The sequence below is a fragment of the Streptomyces sp. NPDC002209 genome, from assembly GCF_042890265.1.
GTDB lineage: Bacteria > Actinomycetota > Actinomycetes > Streptomycetales > Streptomycetaceae > Streptomyces.
On sequence record NZ_JBIARX010000002.1, the window covers coordinates 35,453 to 51,396 of the forward strand.

12 protein-coding genes are annotated in these 15,944 nt (G+C 73.4%); 11 read left to right on the forward strand and 1 reads right to left on the reverse strand.

Annotation, left to right across the window (positions count from 1 at the left end; translation table 11 throughout):
- The first annotated feature begins 59 nt into the window (after positions 1-59).
- The 4 genes from ACFYXK_RS05030 to nudC all read left to right on the forward strand — a co-directional run bounded on the left by ACFYXK_RS05030 (position 60) and on the right by nudC (position 9,705).
- A complete protein-coding gene (locus ACFYXK_RS05030) occupies positions 60-3,425 on the forward strand; it encodes an ATP-dependent helicase (protein WP_389409878.1) in 3,366 nt (1,121 codons plus the stop codon).
- A gap of 102 nt (positions 3,426-3,527) precedes the next feature.
- The gene (locus ACFYXK_RS05035; protein WP_389409879.1) at positions 3,528-7,253 is read left to right on the forward strand and encodes a UvrD-helicase domain-containing protein; all 3,726 of its coding nucleotides are present in this window, start codon (positions 3,528-3,530) and stop codon (positions 7,251-7,253) included.
- 10 nt (positions 7,254-7,263) lie between these two features.
- Entirely contained in the window at positions 7,264-8,670 is a 1,407-nt protein-coding gene (locus ACFYXK_RS05040) for a dipeptidase (protein WP_389409880.1), read from the forward strand.
- Positions 8,671-8,763: 93 nt separating this feature from the next.
- Complete coding sequence (gene nudC, locus ACFYXK_RS05045) at positions 8,764-9,705, forward strand: NAD(+) diphosphatase (RefSeq protein WP_389409881.1); 942 nt, start codon at positions 8,764-8,766, stop codon at positions 9,703-9,705.
- A gap of 107 nt (positions 9,706-9,812) precedes the next feature.
- Here nudC and ACFYXK_RS05050 read toward each other — a convergent pair whose 3' ends face one another.
- Entirely contained in the window at positions 9,813-10,073 is a 261-nt protein-coding gene (locus ACFYXK_RS05050; protein ID WP_030291216.1) for a mycoredoxin, read from the reverse strand.
- A 130-nt stretch (positions 10,074-10,203) separates the two neighbouring features.
- Here ACFYXK_RS05050 and ACFYXK_RS05055 point away from each other — a divergent pair, with 130 nt between their 5' ends.
- From ACFYXK_RS05055 to ACFYXK_RS05085, 7 genes are all read left to right on the forward strand, one after another.
- Positions 10,204-12,438, forward strand: a complete 2,235-nt coding sequence (locus ACFYXK_RS05055) for an ATP-dependent DNA helicase UvrD2 (protein WP_389409882.1) — start codon at positions 10,204-10,206, stop codon at positions 12,436-12,438.
- A 166-nt stretch (positions 12,439-12,604) separates the two neighbouring features.
- Positions 12,605-12,940, forward strand: coding sequence for a hypothetical protein (locus ACFYXK_RS05060; RefSeq protein WP_389409883.1), 336 nt, complete (start codon positions 12,605-12,607; stop codon positions 12,938-12,940).
- Positions 12,941-13,124: 184 nt separating this feature from the next.
- Positions 13,125-13,496, forward strand: coding sequence for a WhiB family transcriptional regulator (locus ACFYXK_RS05065; RefSeq protein ID WP_030153506.1), 372 nt, complete (start codon positions 13,125-13,127; stop codon positions 13,494-13,496).
- Positions 13,493-13,822 carry a hypothetical protein gene (locus ACFYXK_RS05070; RefSeq protein WP_389409884.1) on the forward strand — a complete coding sequence of 110 codons (330 nt, stop codon included), beginning with the start codon at positions 13,493-13,495 and terminating at the stop codon, positions 13,820-13,822. The genes ACFYXK_RS05065 and ACFYXK_RS05070 overlap by 4 nt, the downstream gene beginning before the upstream one ends.
- Positions 13,823-14,056: 234 nt before the next feature.
- On the forward strand, positions 14,057-14,974 hold the full coding sequence (locus ACFYXK_RS05075; protein ID WP_389409885.1) for a ParB/RepB/Spo0J family partition protein: 918 nt from the start codon (positions 14,057-14,059) through the stop codon (positions 14,972-14,974).
- Between the two features lie 32 nt (positions 14,975-15,006).
- On the forward strand, positions 15,007-15,585 hold the full coding sequence (locus ACFYXK_RS05080) for a hypothetical protein (protein WP_389409886.1): 579 nt from the start codon (positions 15,007-15,009) through the stop codon (positions 15,583-15,585).
- On the forward strand, positions 15,585-15,866 hold the full coding sequence (locus tag ACFYXK_RS05085; RefSeq protein WP_266996925.1) for a hypothetical protein: 282 nt from the start codon (positions 15,585-15,587) through the stop codon (positions 15,864-15,866). The genes ACFYXK_RS05080 and ACFYXK_RS05085 overlap by 1 nt, the downstream gene beginning before the upstream one ends.
- The last annotated feature ends 78 nt before the right edge of the window (positions 15,867-15,944 follow it).

Sequence of the window (15,944 nt, forward strand, 5' to 3'; positions counted from 1 at the left end):
CCGTGAGCGCAGCAACCGCAGTCACCGCAGACCCACCAGGACCTGGACCGGCACCCCACGTGATCACCTCTCCATCCGACCGCTCCGAGCGGCGGCGTACGCGGACCCCTGACGCGTACCGCCTCGTGCGCACCGGGCCGCAGCGGGTCGATCCCCCTGTGCTGGACGCAGCGCAGCAGGCGGTGGTTGATCACACCGGCGGACCGCTTCTCGTCCTGGCCGGACCGGGAACCGGGAAGACGACCACCCTGGTCGAGGCGGCCGCGGCCCGCGTCGAGGCCGGGACGGACCCCGCCCGGATCCTGATCCTCACCTTCAGCCGCAAGGCTGCGGTGGAACTGCGCGACCGGGCCGCCCTGCGGCTCGGCGGGGCGCGGGCCCCGCAGGCCACCACCTTCCACTCCTTCTGCTACGGGCTGGTCCGCGCCCACCAGGACACCGACCTGTTCGCGGATCCGCTGCGCCTGCTGTCCGGGCCCGAGCAGGACGTGACGGTCCGCACCCTGCTGGAGGGCCAGCGCCACATCCGGTCCATCCGCTGGCCGGACGACCTGCGGGCCGCGCTGACCACGCGCGGCTTCGCGGACGAGGTCCGCGCGGTGCTCGCCCGCGCCCGCGAGCTGGGCCTGGGGCCGACGGCGCTGGACGCGTTCGCGACCCGGCTGGGCCGCCCGGACTGGAAGGCGGCGGCCGCCTTCCTCTCCGAGTACCTGGACGTCCTCGACATGCAGGGCACCCTGGACTACGCGGAGCTCGTGCACCGCGCGGTCCTGTTGTCGGAGCGCACCCCCTCCCTCGCCCGGTCCTACGACGTGATCTACGTGGACGAGTACCAGGACACGGACGCCTCCCAGCTGCGGCTGCTGCGGGCCCTGGCCGGGCCGGCGGGCACGCTGGTCGCGTTCGGCGACCCCGACCAGTCCATCTACGCCTTCCGCGGCGCCGACATCAACAACATCCTGGACTTCGAGGGCTCCTTCCCGGGCGCGGCGGTGCACGCCCTGACCGTGGCCCGCCGCTCGGGCGCCGGCCTCCTCGCCGCGACCCGGCTGCTGACGACCCGCATGCCGGTCCCGCGCCTGCCGTCGGCGGCGGTCCGCGCCCACCGCGCCCTGGCCCCGGTCCGGGAGGGCGGCGGGGTGGAGGTGTTCACGTACCCCACGGCCGGGGCCGAACTGGACAACATCGCCGACATCCTGCGCCGGGCGCACCTGGAGGACGGCGTGCCGTGGCAGGACATGGCCGTCCTGGTCCGCTCGGGCGGCCGCACCCTCCCGGCGATGCGCCGCGCCCTGATCGCGGCGGGAGTCCCGGCGGAAACGGACGGCTCGGACACCCCCCTCCGCCACGAACCGGCGATAGCCCCCCTCCTCACGGCCCTCCGCACGGCCGCCACCGAGCCCGCGGCGGCCCCGGCCCCTGCCGCCGCACCCGCGGCCGCGGACACGGCCGGCCCCGGCCTGCCCGGCCACGGCGCCGACCCGGACTCCGAGCCCGCCGCGGGCGGGGACGGCGACCCCGAGCCCGCCGCGGGCGATGCCGCAGACGCGGGGTGGGTCGGGGTCGAGGCGGCGCTCGCGCTGCTGAGCTCGCCGCTCGGCGGCATGGACGCCGCCGATCTGCGGCGGCTCGGGCGAGCCCTGCGCGACGAGGAACGGGCCGCCGGCATCAAGGTGCCGGCCCCGTCCGACGTCCTGCTCGCGCGCGCCCTCGCCGAGCCGGAACGGCTCACCGCCCACGACCCCGCCTACGCCCGCGGAGCGCAGCGCCTCGGACTGCTCCTGCGCAAGGCCCGCGAGCTCCTCCAGGGCGGCGGCACCGCCGAAGAGGCCCTGTGGACCCTCTGGGAGGGCACCCCCTGGCCCCAGCGCCTGGAGCGGGGCGCCCGCCGCGGCGGCGCGGCCGGCCGCAACGCCGACCGCGACCTCGACGCCGTCTGCGCGCTCTTCGACACCGCCGCCCGCGCCGAGGAGCGCACCGGCGGCCGCGGCGCCCTCAACTTCCTCGAACAGCTCGAGGCCGAGGACATCGCCGCCGACACCCTCACCACCCGCGCCACCCGCTCCGAGGCCGTCCGCCTCATGACCGCCCACCGCTCCAAGGGCCTGGAGTGGCGACTCGTCGTCGTGGCCGGCGTACAGGAGGGGCTCTGGCCCGACCTGCGCCGCCGCGGCTCCCTCCTCGAAGCCGACCGCATCGGCCGGGACGGCCTCGCCGAGCCCCTTCCCCCCGGTGCGCTCCTCGCCGAGGAGCGCCGCCTCTTCTACGTCGCCGCCACCCGCGCCCGCGACCGCCTCGTCGTCACCGCCGTCAAGGCCCCCGCCGAGGACGGCGACCAGCCCTCCCGGTTCCTCACCGAGCTCGGCGTCACCCCCAAGGACGTCACCGGCCGCCCCCGCCGCCCCCTCGCCGTCCCCGCGCTCGTCGCCGAGCTGCGTGCCACCACCGTCGACCCCGACGCCTCGCCCGCGCTCCGCGACGCCGCCGCCCGGCGCCTGGCCCGCCTCGCCGCGCTCACCGACGAGGACGACCGCCCGCTGGTCCCCGCCGCGCACCCGCAGCGCTGGTGGGGGCTGTACGAGCCCACCCGCAGCAGCGTCCCGCTGCGCGAGCGGGACCGGCCCGTCACCCTCTCCGGCAGCGCCCTGGACCAGCTCGCCAACACCTGCTCCCTCCAGTGGTTCCTGGGCCGCGAGGTCAAGGCCGACGCCCCCTCCACCGCCGCCCAGGGCTTCGGCAACGTCGTCCACGTCCTCGCCGACGAGGTCGCCTCCGGCCGCACCCCCGCCGACCTCGCCGTCCTGATGGAACGCCTCGACTCCGTGTGGGACGCCCTCGCCTTCGACGCCCCCTGGAAGTCCCGCCAGGAGAAGGACAACGCCCGCGCCGCCCTGGAGCGCTTCCTGCGCTGGCACACCACCGACCGCGCGGGCAGGGCGGCCGTGGCCACGGAGCACGCGTTCGACGTCACGCTCGAAGCGGGTGACCACACCGTTCGGATCCGGGGTTCCATGGACAGGGTCGAATCGGACCCCCAGGGGCGTGCGTACGTCGTCGACTTCAAGACCGGCAAGGCCGCGCCCACGAAGGACGAGGTCGCGCGGCACCCCCAGCTCGCCGTGTACCAGCTCGCCGTCCGGGAGGGCGCCGTGGACGAGGTCTTCGACGGGCTGCGCCCCGAAGCGGGCGGCGCCGAGCTGGTGCAGCTGCGCCAGGGCGCCGCGCAGCGCGACGGCGGCGACGCGGTGCCCAGGATCCAGGCGCAGCAGCCGCTGAACGGCGAATGGGTCGGGGACCTCCTCGCCACCGCCGCCGGCCGGGTCCTGGACGAGCGCTTCGCGCCCGCCGCCGGCAAGCACTGCGACCACTGCTCCTTCCGCAGCTCGTGCAGCGCCCGCCCGGAGGGCCGCCAGACGGTGGAGTGAGTCACACGGCCGGACCGCCGGGCCGGGCAGTCTCCGGGCGGTGACCGACCGGCCGGTGAGACGGCGGCGGGGAGTGTCCGTGGGTCCGGCTAGCCTCTTCACGTGTCCGCGCGTCCGTCCGTCCTCACCGACCCCGAGCAGCTCAAGGAGCTCCTCGGCATCCCCTTCACGCCCGAACAGCTGGCCTGCATCACCGCCCCGGCCGCCCCGCAGGTCATCGTGGCCGGCGCCGGCTCCGGCAAGACCACGGTCATGGCCGCCCGCGTGGTCTGGCTGGTCGGCACCGGAGCGGTCGCGCCCGAGCAGGTCCTCGGCCTGACCTTCACCAACAAGGCCGCCGGCGAGCTCGCCGAGCGCGTGCGCAAGGCCCTCGCGCGGGCCGGCATCAGCGACCCGGACCCTTCACCCGCCGAGGCCGACGCGGCCGGCGGCGAGCCGCGCATCTCCACCTACCACGCCTTCGCCGGCCAGCTCCTGAAGGACCACGGCCTGCGCATCGGCCTGGAGCCCAGTGCCCGGCTGCTCGCCGACGCCACCCGCTTCCAGCTCGCCGCGCGCGTGCTGCGCGAGGCGCCCGGCCCGTACCCGGCGCTCACCAAATCGGTCCCCGACCTGGTCAGCGACCTGCTCGCACTCGACGGAGAACTCTCCGAGCACCTGGTCACCCCGGCCGAGCTGCGCGCGTACGACACGGACCTCCTCGACACCCTCGCCACCACCAGGCTCACCAACGACGACCTGCGCAAGGTCCCCGAGGCCGTGCGCGGCCGCCTCGAGCTGCTGGAGCTGACCGAGCGCTACCGCGCCGCCAAACGCTCCCGCGACCTGCTCGACTTCAGCGACCAGATAGCCCTCTCCGCGCAGCTCGCCACCACCCGGCCCGAGGTCGGGGCGCTGCTGCGCGAGGAGTTCCGGGTGGTCCTGCTCGACGAGTACCAGGACACCTCCGTGGCCCAGCGGCTGCTGCTGTCCGGCCTGTTCGGCGGCGGCAGCGGGCATGCCGTGACCGCCGTCGGCGACCCCTGCCAGGCGATCTACGGCTGGCGCGGTGCGTCCGTGGCCAACCTGGACGACTTCCCCGAGCACTTCCCGCACGCCGACGGCAGCCCCGCCACCCGGTTCTCGCTGAGCGAGAACCGGCGCAGCGGCGGCCGCCTCCTCGACCTGGCCAACGGGCTGGCCGCCCCGCTGCGGTCCATGCACGAGGGCGTCGAGGCGCTGCGCGCGGCGCCGGGGGAGGAGCAGGCCGGCACCGTCCGCTGCGCCCTGCTGAACACGCACGCCGAGGAGCTGGAGTGGCTCGCGGACTCGGTCGCGCACCTGGTCCGTACGGGGACGGAGCCGCGTGAGATCGCGGTGCTGTGCCGGTCCGCGCGGGACTTCGCGCAGATCCAGGCCGTGCTGGTGGCCCGGGACGTGCCGGTGGAGGTCGTCGGGCTGTCGGGCCTGCTGCACCTGCCGGAGGTCGCGGACCTGGTCGCGGTGTGCGAGGTGCTCCAGGACCCGGGCGCCAACGCCTCCCTGGTCCGGCTCCTGATCGGCCCGCGCTGGCGGATCGGCGCCCGCGACCTGGCGCTGCTGGGCCGCCGGGCGCGGCAGCTGATCGGCCGCGCGCCGGGCGAGACGGACCCGGACGAGCGCCTCGCGGCGGCGGTGGAGGGCGTGGACCCGGCGGAGATCGTCTCGCTGGCGGACGCGCTGGAGACCTTCCTGGACGGCTCCGGGTCGGGGTCGTCCGCGGACGACCTGCCGTTCTCCGCCGCGGCCAGGGTCCGCTTCGCGCACCTCGCCCAGGAGCTGCGCGATCTGCGGCGTTCGCTCGCCGACCCGCTGATGGACGTACTGCACCGGGTGCTGGCCGCGACCGGCCTGGACGTGGAGCTGTCGGCTTCGCCGCACGCGCTGGCGGCCCGGCGCCGCGAGTCGCTGTCCGGCTTCCTGGACGTCGCGGCGGGCTTCGCCTCGCTGGACGGCGAGGCGTCCCTGCTGGCCTTCCTCGGCTTCCTGCGCACGGCGGTCCAGTACGAGAAGGGCCTGGACCACGCCCTCCCCGGCGGCGAGAACACGGTGAAGGTGCTCACCGCCCACAAGTCCAAGGGGCTGGAGTGGGACGTGGTGGTCGTTCCGGACCTGTGCGCGGGCTCGTTCCCGAAGGAGAAGGCCCCGGAGCCGTGGACCTCGTACGCCAAGGTCCTGCCGTACGGCCTGCGCGGCGACGCGGCCACCCTGCCGGCCGATCCGGCGTGGACCTCGGCAGGCCTGAAGTCCTTCAAGTCCGCCCTGAAGGAGCACAAGGCGGTGGAGGAACTCCGCCTGGGCTACGTGACGTTCACCCGCCCCCGCTCGCTCCTCCTGGCCTCGGCACACTGGTGGGGACCGACGCAGAAGAAGCGCCGCGGCCCGTCGGCCTTCCTGTCCTCGCTCCACGACCACTGCGCGGCGGGCCACGGCGAGATCGAAGCCTGGGCGCAGGAACCGGACCCGGACGCGGAGAACCCCTCCCTCGCCACCGGGTCCACCCCGGACCGGTCCTGGCCCCTGCCCCTGGACCCGGACTCGCTGGCCCTGCGCCGCGCGGCGGCGGCCCTGGTCGAGTCCCACCTGGCCGCCCCGGCCCCGGACCCCTACGTCTGGCCCCCGCACTGCGAGGACCCGGCGTACGCGGACGAACCCGCCCCGGCCGACGCCGACCTCTGGGCGGCCGACGAGGCCTGGGCCGCCCCGGGCGGCGGCGCGGCCGTCCCGCACGCCCGCACCGAGGCGGGCCCCGGCCTGCCGGACGGCGACGCCCTGCACGCGACCGCCGGCCCGAACCCGGCGCCGGCCCCGGCTCCGGACGACGCCGACCCCTGGGCGGCGGACGAGGCCTGGGCCGCCGACGAGGCCTGGGCCGGGCCGGGCGGCGGCGCGGCCGTGCCCGCGGCCCGCGACGGAGCCCCCGCCGATCCGTACGACGACCTGTGGCCGGACGACGACTGGGTCCCCGGCGAACCCCCGGAGGGACCCGGCGCGCCCGCCGGGGGCCCGACCCCGCACGGCGTGCAGGGCCGGGGCGGGCGCCCGCCCCGTGGAGCCGGAGCCCGGGGCGGCGCGGCAGCTGCCGGCCTCACGTCCGAGGAGGCCCGCGCCGTCGCCTCCTGGGACCGGGACCTCGACGCCCTCGAGGGCGAGCTCCGCCGTGCCCGCGCCGCCGTGCGCGACGTCCAGCTCCCGGCCGCCCTCTCGGCCAGCCAGCTCCTGCGCCTCGCCGCGGACGAGCAGGGCTTCGCCCGTGACCTCGCCCGCCCCATGCCCAAGCCCCCGCAGCCCGCGGCCCGCCAGGGCACGCGCTTCCACGCCTGGGTCGAGTCCCGGTTCGACGAGCTCCCGCTGCCGCTCCTCGACGTCCTCGACCCTGCCACCGAGCTGCCCGGCTCCGACCAGGAGATCGCCGACGAAGCCGATCTCGACTCCCTCAAGGCCGCCTTCGAGCGGAGCGAGTACGCCGAGCGCACCCCCCACCGCATGGAGGTCCCGGTCCAGCTCACCCTCGCCGGCCGCGTCATCCGCGGCCGGATCGACGCGGTCTACCGCAACCACGACGACTCGTACGAGATCGTCGACTGGAAGACCGGCCGCACCACCGAGGCCGACCCCCTCCAGCTCGCCGTCTACCGCCTGGCCTGGGCGGAAGCCACCGGCACGCCCCTCGACCGGGTCGCCGCCTGCTTCCTCCACGTCCGCAGCGGCCGCGTGATCCGGCCCCGCAACCTCCCCGACCGGGCCCGTCTTGAGCGGATCCTCCAAGGCAAACCGGACACGGACAGTGACCGGCAACCCGACAGTTAGGCTCAGGGGCATGAGCGAAACCCCGGCGGACAGCGTCGTCCGCACGTACATCGAGACCCACCGCGCCGCCTTCCTCGACGACCTCGCCGAGTGGCTGCGCATTCCCTCCGTCTCGGCCCAGCCCGAGCACGCGGACGACGTACGCCGCAGCGCCGAATGGCTCGCCGCCAAGCTCAAGGAGACCGGCTTCCCGGTCACGGAGATCTGGCAGACCCCCGGCGCGCCCGCCGTCTTCGCCGAGTGGCCGAGCGCGGACCCGGACGCCCCGACCGTCCTCGTCTACGGGCACCACGACGTGCAGCCCGCCGCCGTCGCCGACGGCTGGCACACCGACCCGTTCGAGCCGGTGATCCGCGACGGCCGGATGTACGCGCGCGGCGCCGCCGACGACAAGGGCCAGGTCTTCTTCCACACCCTCGGTGTGCGCGCCCACCTGGCCGCGACCGGCGCCGAGGCCCCGGCCGTGCACCTCAAACTGATCGTCGAGGGCGAGGAGGAGTCGGGCTCCCCGAACTTCCGCGCCCTGGTCGAGCGCGAGGCGGAGCGCCTCGCCGCCGACGTCGTGATCGTTTCCGACACGGGCATGTGGTCCGAGACCACCCCCACCGTCTGCACCGGCATGCGCGGCGTCGCCGACTGCGAGATCGACCTCCACGGGCCCGACCAGGACATCCACTCCGGTGCCTTCGGCGGTGCCGTGCCCAACCCGGCCACCGTCGCCGCCCGCCTGGTCGCGGCGCTCCACGACGCCGACGAGCGGGTCACGATCCCCGGCTTCTACGACAACATCGCCGAGCTCACGGACGAGGAGCGGGCGCTCATCGCTGAGCTGCCGTTCGACGAGTCCGAGTGGCTGCGTACGGCCAAGTCGCACGCGGCCGCGGGCGAGAAGGGCTACTCCACCCTGGAGCGCGTCTGGGCCCGCCCGACGGCCGAGGTCAACGGCATCGGCGGCGGCTACCAGGGCCCCGGCGGCAAGACCATCGTGCCTGCCTCCGCCCACCTGAAGCTTTCGTTCCGCCTGGTGTCCGGGCAGGACCCGTACGAGGTCGAGGCGGCCGTCCGGGACTGGGTGGCCGCCCGGATCCCGGATGGGATCCGCCACTCCATCGTCTTCGGCGCCCCGACCAGGCCGTGCCTGACGCCGCTGGACCACCCGGCGCTGCAGTCGGTCGTACGGGCCATGGGCCGCGCCTTCGGCGAGAAGGTCCGCTTCACCCGTGAGGGCGGCTCCGGACCCGCGGCGGACCTCCAGGACGTACTGGACGCGCCCGTCCTGTTCCTCGGCATCTCCGTGCCGTCCGACGGCTGGCACTCGCCGAACGAGAAGGTCGAGCTGGACCTGCTCCTCAAGGGCGTCGAGACGGCCGCCTACCTGTGGGGAGACCTGGCCGCCGACCGCGGGAAGCCCGCCTGACGCAAGGACGCACCACCGCACGCACCGCACGCACCGCCGTACCGAAACACGAGTCACGAGTCACTGAGCCTGCCTGTCCCACCACCGGGGGAGTTGGAAGTACCTGTGAGCACCCATACCGAGCACCCGATCTCGCTCACCGCGCCCAGCGGAATCGACCGCGCGGCGCACCACCGCCTCGACGAGGCCTGGCTCGCCGCCGCCTGGAGCCACCCGACGACCCGCGTGTTCGTCGTCTCCGGCGGCCAGGTCCTGATCGACGACACCCCCGACGGGGAGACCGGGATCGTGATGACCCCGGCCTTCGAGGCCCCGGTCACCGAGACGCACCGCTACTTCCTCGGCACCGACGAGGACGGCGTACGGTACTTCGCGCTCCAGAAGGACTCGCTGCCGGGCCGGATGGACCAGTCGGCCCGCGCGGCCGGCCTGCGCGAGGCCGGACTGCTGCTGTCCCCGCGCGACGCCGGGCTGATGGTGCACGCGGTGGCCCTGGAGAACTGGCAGCGGATGCACCGCTTCTGCTCCCGCTGCGGCGAGCGCACGGTGGTCGCGGCCGCCGGGCACATCCGCCGCTGCCCGGGCTGCGGGGCCGAGCACTACCCGCGCACCGACCCGGCGGTGATCATGCTCGTCACCGACGAGCACGACCGCGCGCTGCTGGGCCGCCAGGTGCACTGGCCGGAGGGGCGCTTCTCGACGCTGGCCGGGTTCGTCGAGCCGGGTGAGTCGATCGAGCAGTCGGTCGTGCGCGAGGTGTGGGAGGAGGCGGGCGTCAGGATCGGCGAGGTCGAGTACGTCGCCAGCCAGCCCTGGCCGTTCCCGTACAGCCTGATGCTGGGCTTCACGGCGCGCGCCACCACCACGGAGATCACGGTCGACGGCGAGGAGATCCAGGAGGCCCGCTGGTTCTCCCGCGAGGAGCTGCGCGCGGCGTTCGAGTCGGGCGCGATGGTGCCCCCGTCGGGGATCTCCATCGCGGCCCGCCTGGTCGAGCGCTGGTACGGAGAGCCGCTGCCGCGCCCGCTCGCGTAGGGCGCGGGACGGACGACGTAAGGCTTCTCACACAGCAGAAGGCCCCCGCCGCGGCGGGGGCCTTTCTGTTCACGCAGATCTGTTCACGCAGTGCGCCGGGCTGCGGCTCAGACGGCGAGGGCCTGCTTGACCTGGGCCAGGCTCGGGTTCGTCATGACGGCCTCGGTGCCGGCCGGGGACACCACGAGGACGGTCGGAACCGTCTGGTTGCCGCCGTTCGCCTTCTCCACGAACGCCGCGGACTCGGGGTCCAGCTCGATGTTGATCTCGTTGTACGCGATGCCTTCCCGGTCCAGCTGGGTCTTCAGCCGGCGGCAGTAGCCGCACCAGGTCGTGCTGTACATCGTGACGGAACCCGTGTCCTGCATGCTGCGCTCTCCTCTGTGGGGTCTGGGTGGTCCGAGTACTCGAACGTACGGGACCGCGGGGCCATTCCCGCACCCGCGGGACGGCTGCTACGTCAAGTACGTCACGTGCGTCAAGGAGCCGGTACGAACAATGCCCGCACCCTGTGGACAAGTTTCCCGTGCGCCCCTGGAGACCTGGCAGCATGGCGGGGTGACATCAGCAACGCACCTCTCATCCTTCCCCGCCGGCGCGGACTCGGCCGACGCGGTGCTCCTGGGCCTGGACCCGGAGCAGCGCGAGGTCGCGACGACCCTGCGGGGGCCGGTGTGCGTGCTGGCGGGCGCGGGCACGGGCAAGACCCGGGCGATCACCCACCGGATCGCCTACGGGGTCCGCTCCGGCCAGCTGATGCCGGCGAGCGTGCTGGCCGTCACGTTCACCAACCGCGCCGCGGGCGAGATGCGCGGCCGCCTGCGCTCCCTCGGCGCGGGCGGGGTGCAGGCGCGGACGTTCCACTCCGCAGCCCTGCGCCAGCTCCAGTACTTCTGGCCCAAGGCGATCGGCGGCGAGGTGCCCCGGCTCGTCGAGCGCAAGGTCCAGCTGGTCGCCGAGGCGGGCGCGCGCTGCCGCATCCGGCTCGACCGGGGCGAGCTGCGCGATGTCACCGGCGAGATCGAGTGGGCGAAGGTCACCCAGACCGTGCCCTCCGACTATCCGGCGGCAGCCCTGAAGGCGGGCCGCGAGGCGCCCCGGGACATGGCGGAGATCGCCCAGATCTACGGGACGTACGAGCAGCTCAAGCGCGACCGCGGCATGATCGACTTCGAGGACGTGCTGCTGCTCACGGTCGGCATCCTCCAGGACCGGCACGACATCGCGGAACAGATCCGCACCCAGTACCAGCACTTCGTGGTGGACGAGTACCAGGACGTCAGCCCGCTCCAGCAGCGGCTGCTGGACCTGTGGCTCGGCGAGCGCGACAGCCTCTGCGTCGTCGGCGACGCCAGCCAGACGATCTACTCCTTCACCGGGGCCACCCCGGACCACCTGCTGAACTTCCGCACCCGCTACCCGCAGGCCACCCTGGTCAAGCTGGTCCGGGACTACCGCTCCACCCCCCAGGTGGTCCACCTCGCCAACGGGCTCCTCGCCCAGGCCAAGGGCCGCGCCGCCGAACACCGCCTCGAGCTGGTCTCCCAGCGCGAGCCCGGCCCCGACCCGGTCTACGCCGAGTACCCGGACGAGCCCGCCGAGGCCGAGGGCGTCGCCGTCCGGATCCGGGACCTGATCGCGGCGGGCGTCCCGGCCGGCGAGATCGCGGTGCTCTACCGCATCAACGCCCAGTCCGAGGTCTACGAGCAGGCCCTCGCCGACGCCGGGGTCCCGTACCAGCTGCGCGGCGCCGAGCGCTTCTTCGAGCGGGGCGAGGTGCAGAAGGCGATCCTGGCCCTGCGCGGCGCCGCCCGCTCCGGCGGCAACGACCCGCTGCTCGACGACGTCGTCGAACTCGGCTCCCAGGTCCGGGCCGTGCTCAGCTCCACCGGCTGGACCAGCGAGCCGCCCGCCGGCTCCGGCGCGGTGCGCGACCAGTGGGAGTCCGTGGCCGCCCTGGTCCGGCTCGCCGAGGACTTCGCCCGGGGCCGGCCCGGGGCCACCCTGGCGGACCTGACGGTCGAGCTGGACGAGCGCCGGGCCGCCCAGCACGCCCCGACCGTCCAGGGCGTCACCCTCGCCTCGCTGCATGCGGCGAAGGGCCTGGAGTGGGATGCCGTGTTCCTCGTCGGCCTGACCGACGGCATGGTGCCGATCACGCACGCCAAGACCGACGAGCAGGTGGAGGAGGAGCGCCGGCTGCTCTATGTCGGCGTCACGCGGGCGCGGTTGCACCTGACGCTGTCCTGGGCGCTCTCCCGGGCTCCGGGCGGCCGGGCCTCCCGACGCCCCAGCCGCTTCCTGAACGGGCTGCGGCCGGGCTCTGCGGCCCCGGGCAGCAGGGCGGGCGCCGCGGGTACCCCGGCCGAGCGGGGGGTCCGCAAGCGGGGCCGCCGCGGCCCGGCTCTGTGCCGGGTGTGCGGCAAGACGCTGACCGAGGCCGGCGAGCTGAAACTGATGCGCTGTGACGACTGCCCGTCGGACATGGACGAGGGCCTCTACGAGCGGCTGCGGGAGTGGCGCGCGGGCCAGGCGAAGGAGCAGGGGCTGCCCGCGTACTGCGTGTTCACGGACCGGACGCTCGTCGCGATCGCCGAGGCCGCACCGTCCGAGGACGGCGAGCTCTCAAGGATCTCTGGAGTCGGCGGCCGCAAGCTCGACCGGTACGGAGCCGACGTCCTGGCCATCTGCGCAGGTCAGGAGCCTGGGGGCGGGGAAGCTGACGACGCGTAGAAACTCGTCGGAAAAATAGTTTGCACATGCCCAGCGAATCCCCATAGGTTCTTAGCAACGGAAACGGTGGCTTCTCCGAAGCTCCGGATCCGTGCTGTACTTATCCGAATACGCATGGGACAGGCCCCCGGGCCCGTCCCCGAGACGCCGAGAGGAGGCGAGACCAGTGACCAGCTTCATCACCAGCACCAAAATGACCGATCGCTCGGTCGCCGCTTCCTGCACGCTCGGCTCCTCCTCGCTCCTCCCGCTCCTGGGTACCGGTCTGTCTGCGATCTGCGCTGACAGCCGCGCCCTGCTGGCCGCGCCCGCCGTGCGCCTCGTGAGCGAGCGGAATGAGCGACCGACCCAGGCACCGGTGGCAGTACTGGAAGCCCAGGCGCATGGCGCCTATGGGTTTGCGGCCGCAGCCGGTGCCGGATCCCAGACGAAGCAGACGAAGCAGCAGCACCACCTGATGTGGGCCTTCCGTGGGCTCGAACCCTGGAGTGATCCAGCCTGATTCCAAGATCAGGCCGGCGCCTTCAGGGCCGCGGAACCCCACCCGGGATCCGCGGCCCTTCTGTTTGTCCCCGAACGGGGACGAAGGCACGAAGGAGCCTCGGGACTGGCAAGACCAGGTACCAGCCGCCCCCGGCCGAACCCGGCCGGAACGACTAGCCAACCAAGACGAGGAAGAAAACACCGTGCAACTCGAAGCGCACGCCCCGTCCGTACCGCAGACCCAGACGATCTCCCCGCCCGCAGTCCCGGAGGACTCCACCTTGACTCCCCTCACCGCGCTGACCGCGCTCGACGACGCCATCGAGAACCTCGGCGTACCCGTCGCCTGCCGTACCTACGACCCCGAGGTCTTCTTCGCCGAGTCCCCGGCGGACGTCGAGTACGCCAAGTCCCTGTGCGCCACCTGCCCGCTGGTCGAGGCCTGCCTCGCCGGTGCGCTCGAGCGCCGCGAGCCCTGGGGTGTCTGGGGTGGCGAGCTGTTCGTCCAGGGTGTCGTCGTAGCCCGGAAGCGCCCCCGTGGCCGTCCGCGCAAGAACCCGGTTGTTGCGGCATGACCGCCACCGGAACCATCGACCGCCCCGTGACGCACGACCCCTTGAAGCAGGCCTCCATGACCGCCCACACGACGAGCGAGCAGCCGTACGGCTCCGCCACCGCAGACTTCATCACCGCCGGCGCGATCACCTCGCGTCAGAACAGGACCCGCGAAATGCAACTCATCCCAGAAGCCCTGGCCCGTGCCCATATGGACGACCGCATGAGGGAGGTCGACGCCGAGCGTCAGGCCCTCCGCCTGGTCGCCGCCCGCCGCATGCAGCGGCGAGCCGAGCGCGTCTCGATGCGCGCCCGGCGGGCGCTGGCCATGGCCGTCATGCACTGACGGCTGAACAAGACAGGACGTCGGCCCTCACCAACCGGTTCACCGGAGGTGGGGGCCGACGTCCGTTTTCGGTGGTGCGCACGGCTCGACGACCTGTTGGTGCGTCAGGACCCGGTCCCGCGAACCCCCGCGCCCTGATGACCCGGTGAGACCGGCGGACGGCCGACCGGCACGACGGACTCCCGCAGGGCCCCTAGGGTGCAGAGCATGCAGCGTGACACGAGGCGCGCGCCGATGGCAGTGAAGCCGGCCGAGCTCGCGCACAACCCGTTCAATCCGCGTACCCGGCTCGGCGACATCGAGGAGATAGCCCGGTCGCTGACCACCAGGGGCCAGATCCAGGCCGTCACCGTCGTGCGGCGCGAGGCCTTCCTCGCCGTCCACACCGGGCAGGAGCACGTACTCGGCGAGGCGGACTACGTCGTGGTCGACGGGAACCGCAGGCTGGCCGCAGCCCTGGTGGCCGGGCTCGCCGAGCTGAGGATCGACATCCGTGACGAACTCGCGGCGAGCGCGGAGGAGATGCTCGAGGCGGCGCTGATCACCAGCATCCACCGCGCCGACTTGGGGCCGCTGGAGGAGGCCATGGCGATCCGGCAGCTGGTCCTGGCGTACGGGCGGCAGAAGGACGTGGCGGCGAAGCTCGGCAAGACCGCCGCCTGGGTCTCGCAGCGGCTCGCTCTGCTCAAGCTCACCGATGGCCTGAAGGACAAGGTCCGCAGCGGCGAACTCCCGGTGAAGGACGCCCGTCGCATCGGCGGGCTGGCCGTCGAACGGCAACAGGCGGAAGCTGAGCGGGCGATGAGCCGGGCCAAGTCCGCGCGCAGGACCCCGACTCGGTCCGCGACCCGCTCCGACGCCGCAGTGGCCGATACCGGTGAACCGGTTAACCCGGTTAATCCGGTGCAGGTGTTCGCCGCATACGTCGACCGAGCAGTGGAGTTCGCGTCCAGCATGAAGGGTGTTGCCGCCGCGTACCGGGATGCCGCCACGGCCGACCAGGACGAGGCGGACCGCATGGTGACGCGCCTGCTGGAGCGGATGGACCGGGTCGCACGGCACCTGCGCGACCAAGAGGTTGCGGCCGGCCCCGGCTCGTCGTGCCCCACCGCGGTCGCGGCACAGCCCCTTGACGCCGACCTGGCACCGTAGGCGAAGGCGGGGCAAGCAGAAAGGAGTTGTGGGTGAACAGTTTCGCCGGGAGCAGTCTCGTCAACCGCCGCGTCAAGATCTACGGGAAGACGCCGGAGATCGTCGCCGTGCAGCGGGCACTGATCGCGGAGCAGTTCGCGGCATGCCAACGGCTCGCGTTCACCACGTGCTCCGATCCGCGCGTGGACATCGAATGCGTCGTCGAGGACGCGTACGCCCGGCTCTGCGCCGACTGGGTGCGTCAACAGAACCGGGCGGTGGAGTCGTTGCGCCGACTGGTGAAGTTCTACGCTCGCGAGGCGCTCAAGGACTTGCCGGACACCTGGTCCGGCAAGAGCTGGAGCAGCAACGAGTACTCCGTACTCTTCGCCGACGTCGCCGACCCCGAGGTGATGAAGGGGCTGCGGGCCATCGACGGGATGCCCGATGCGATGAAGCGGGTCTTCGAGGCCCGCCGGGTCTTCGCCTATCCCATGGCTCTGGCCGCAGACCGGCTCGGGGTCTCCATCAACTCGGTCGGGACCACGAAGGCGGATGCCCGCATCAGCGCCGTGACGGACCTCGACGCCGTGGTGACGTTCTTCGCAGATCACATGGAAGGAGGTTCCTGATGCCCGGCAAGGACGCTCGACACAGCGCACTGACCGACCAGCGCTACGCACGAATCATGGAGAAGGCCGATGCGATCCAGGCTCGGCAGCACCGGGAAGACGAACAGACCAGCGTGGTTCTCGGCACGACCTCGCTCGCCACCCTCACGGCCGCCGTGAGTCTGATGGTGACCCTTACCGCCGCGGACATCTCCACGGTTCTCATTCCCGTGATCATGTCCGTATTCGCGGTCATCCCTGGCGTGGTCACGCTCTACCTGCGCTTCAAGAACCGACACTGACAAGCGGGCCCGCCCTCTCACCGACCGTCTCTCACAACACCCGATGAGGGGCCGGCCCACGGCATATCCGGAGGGACA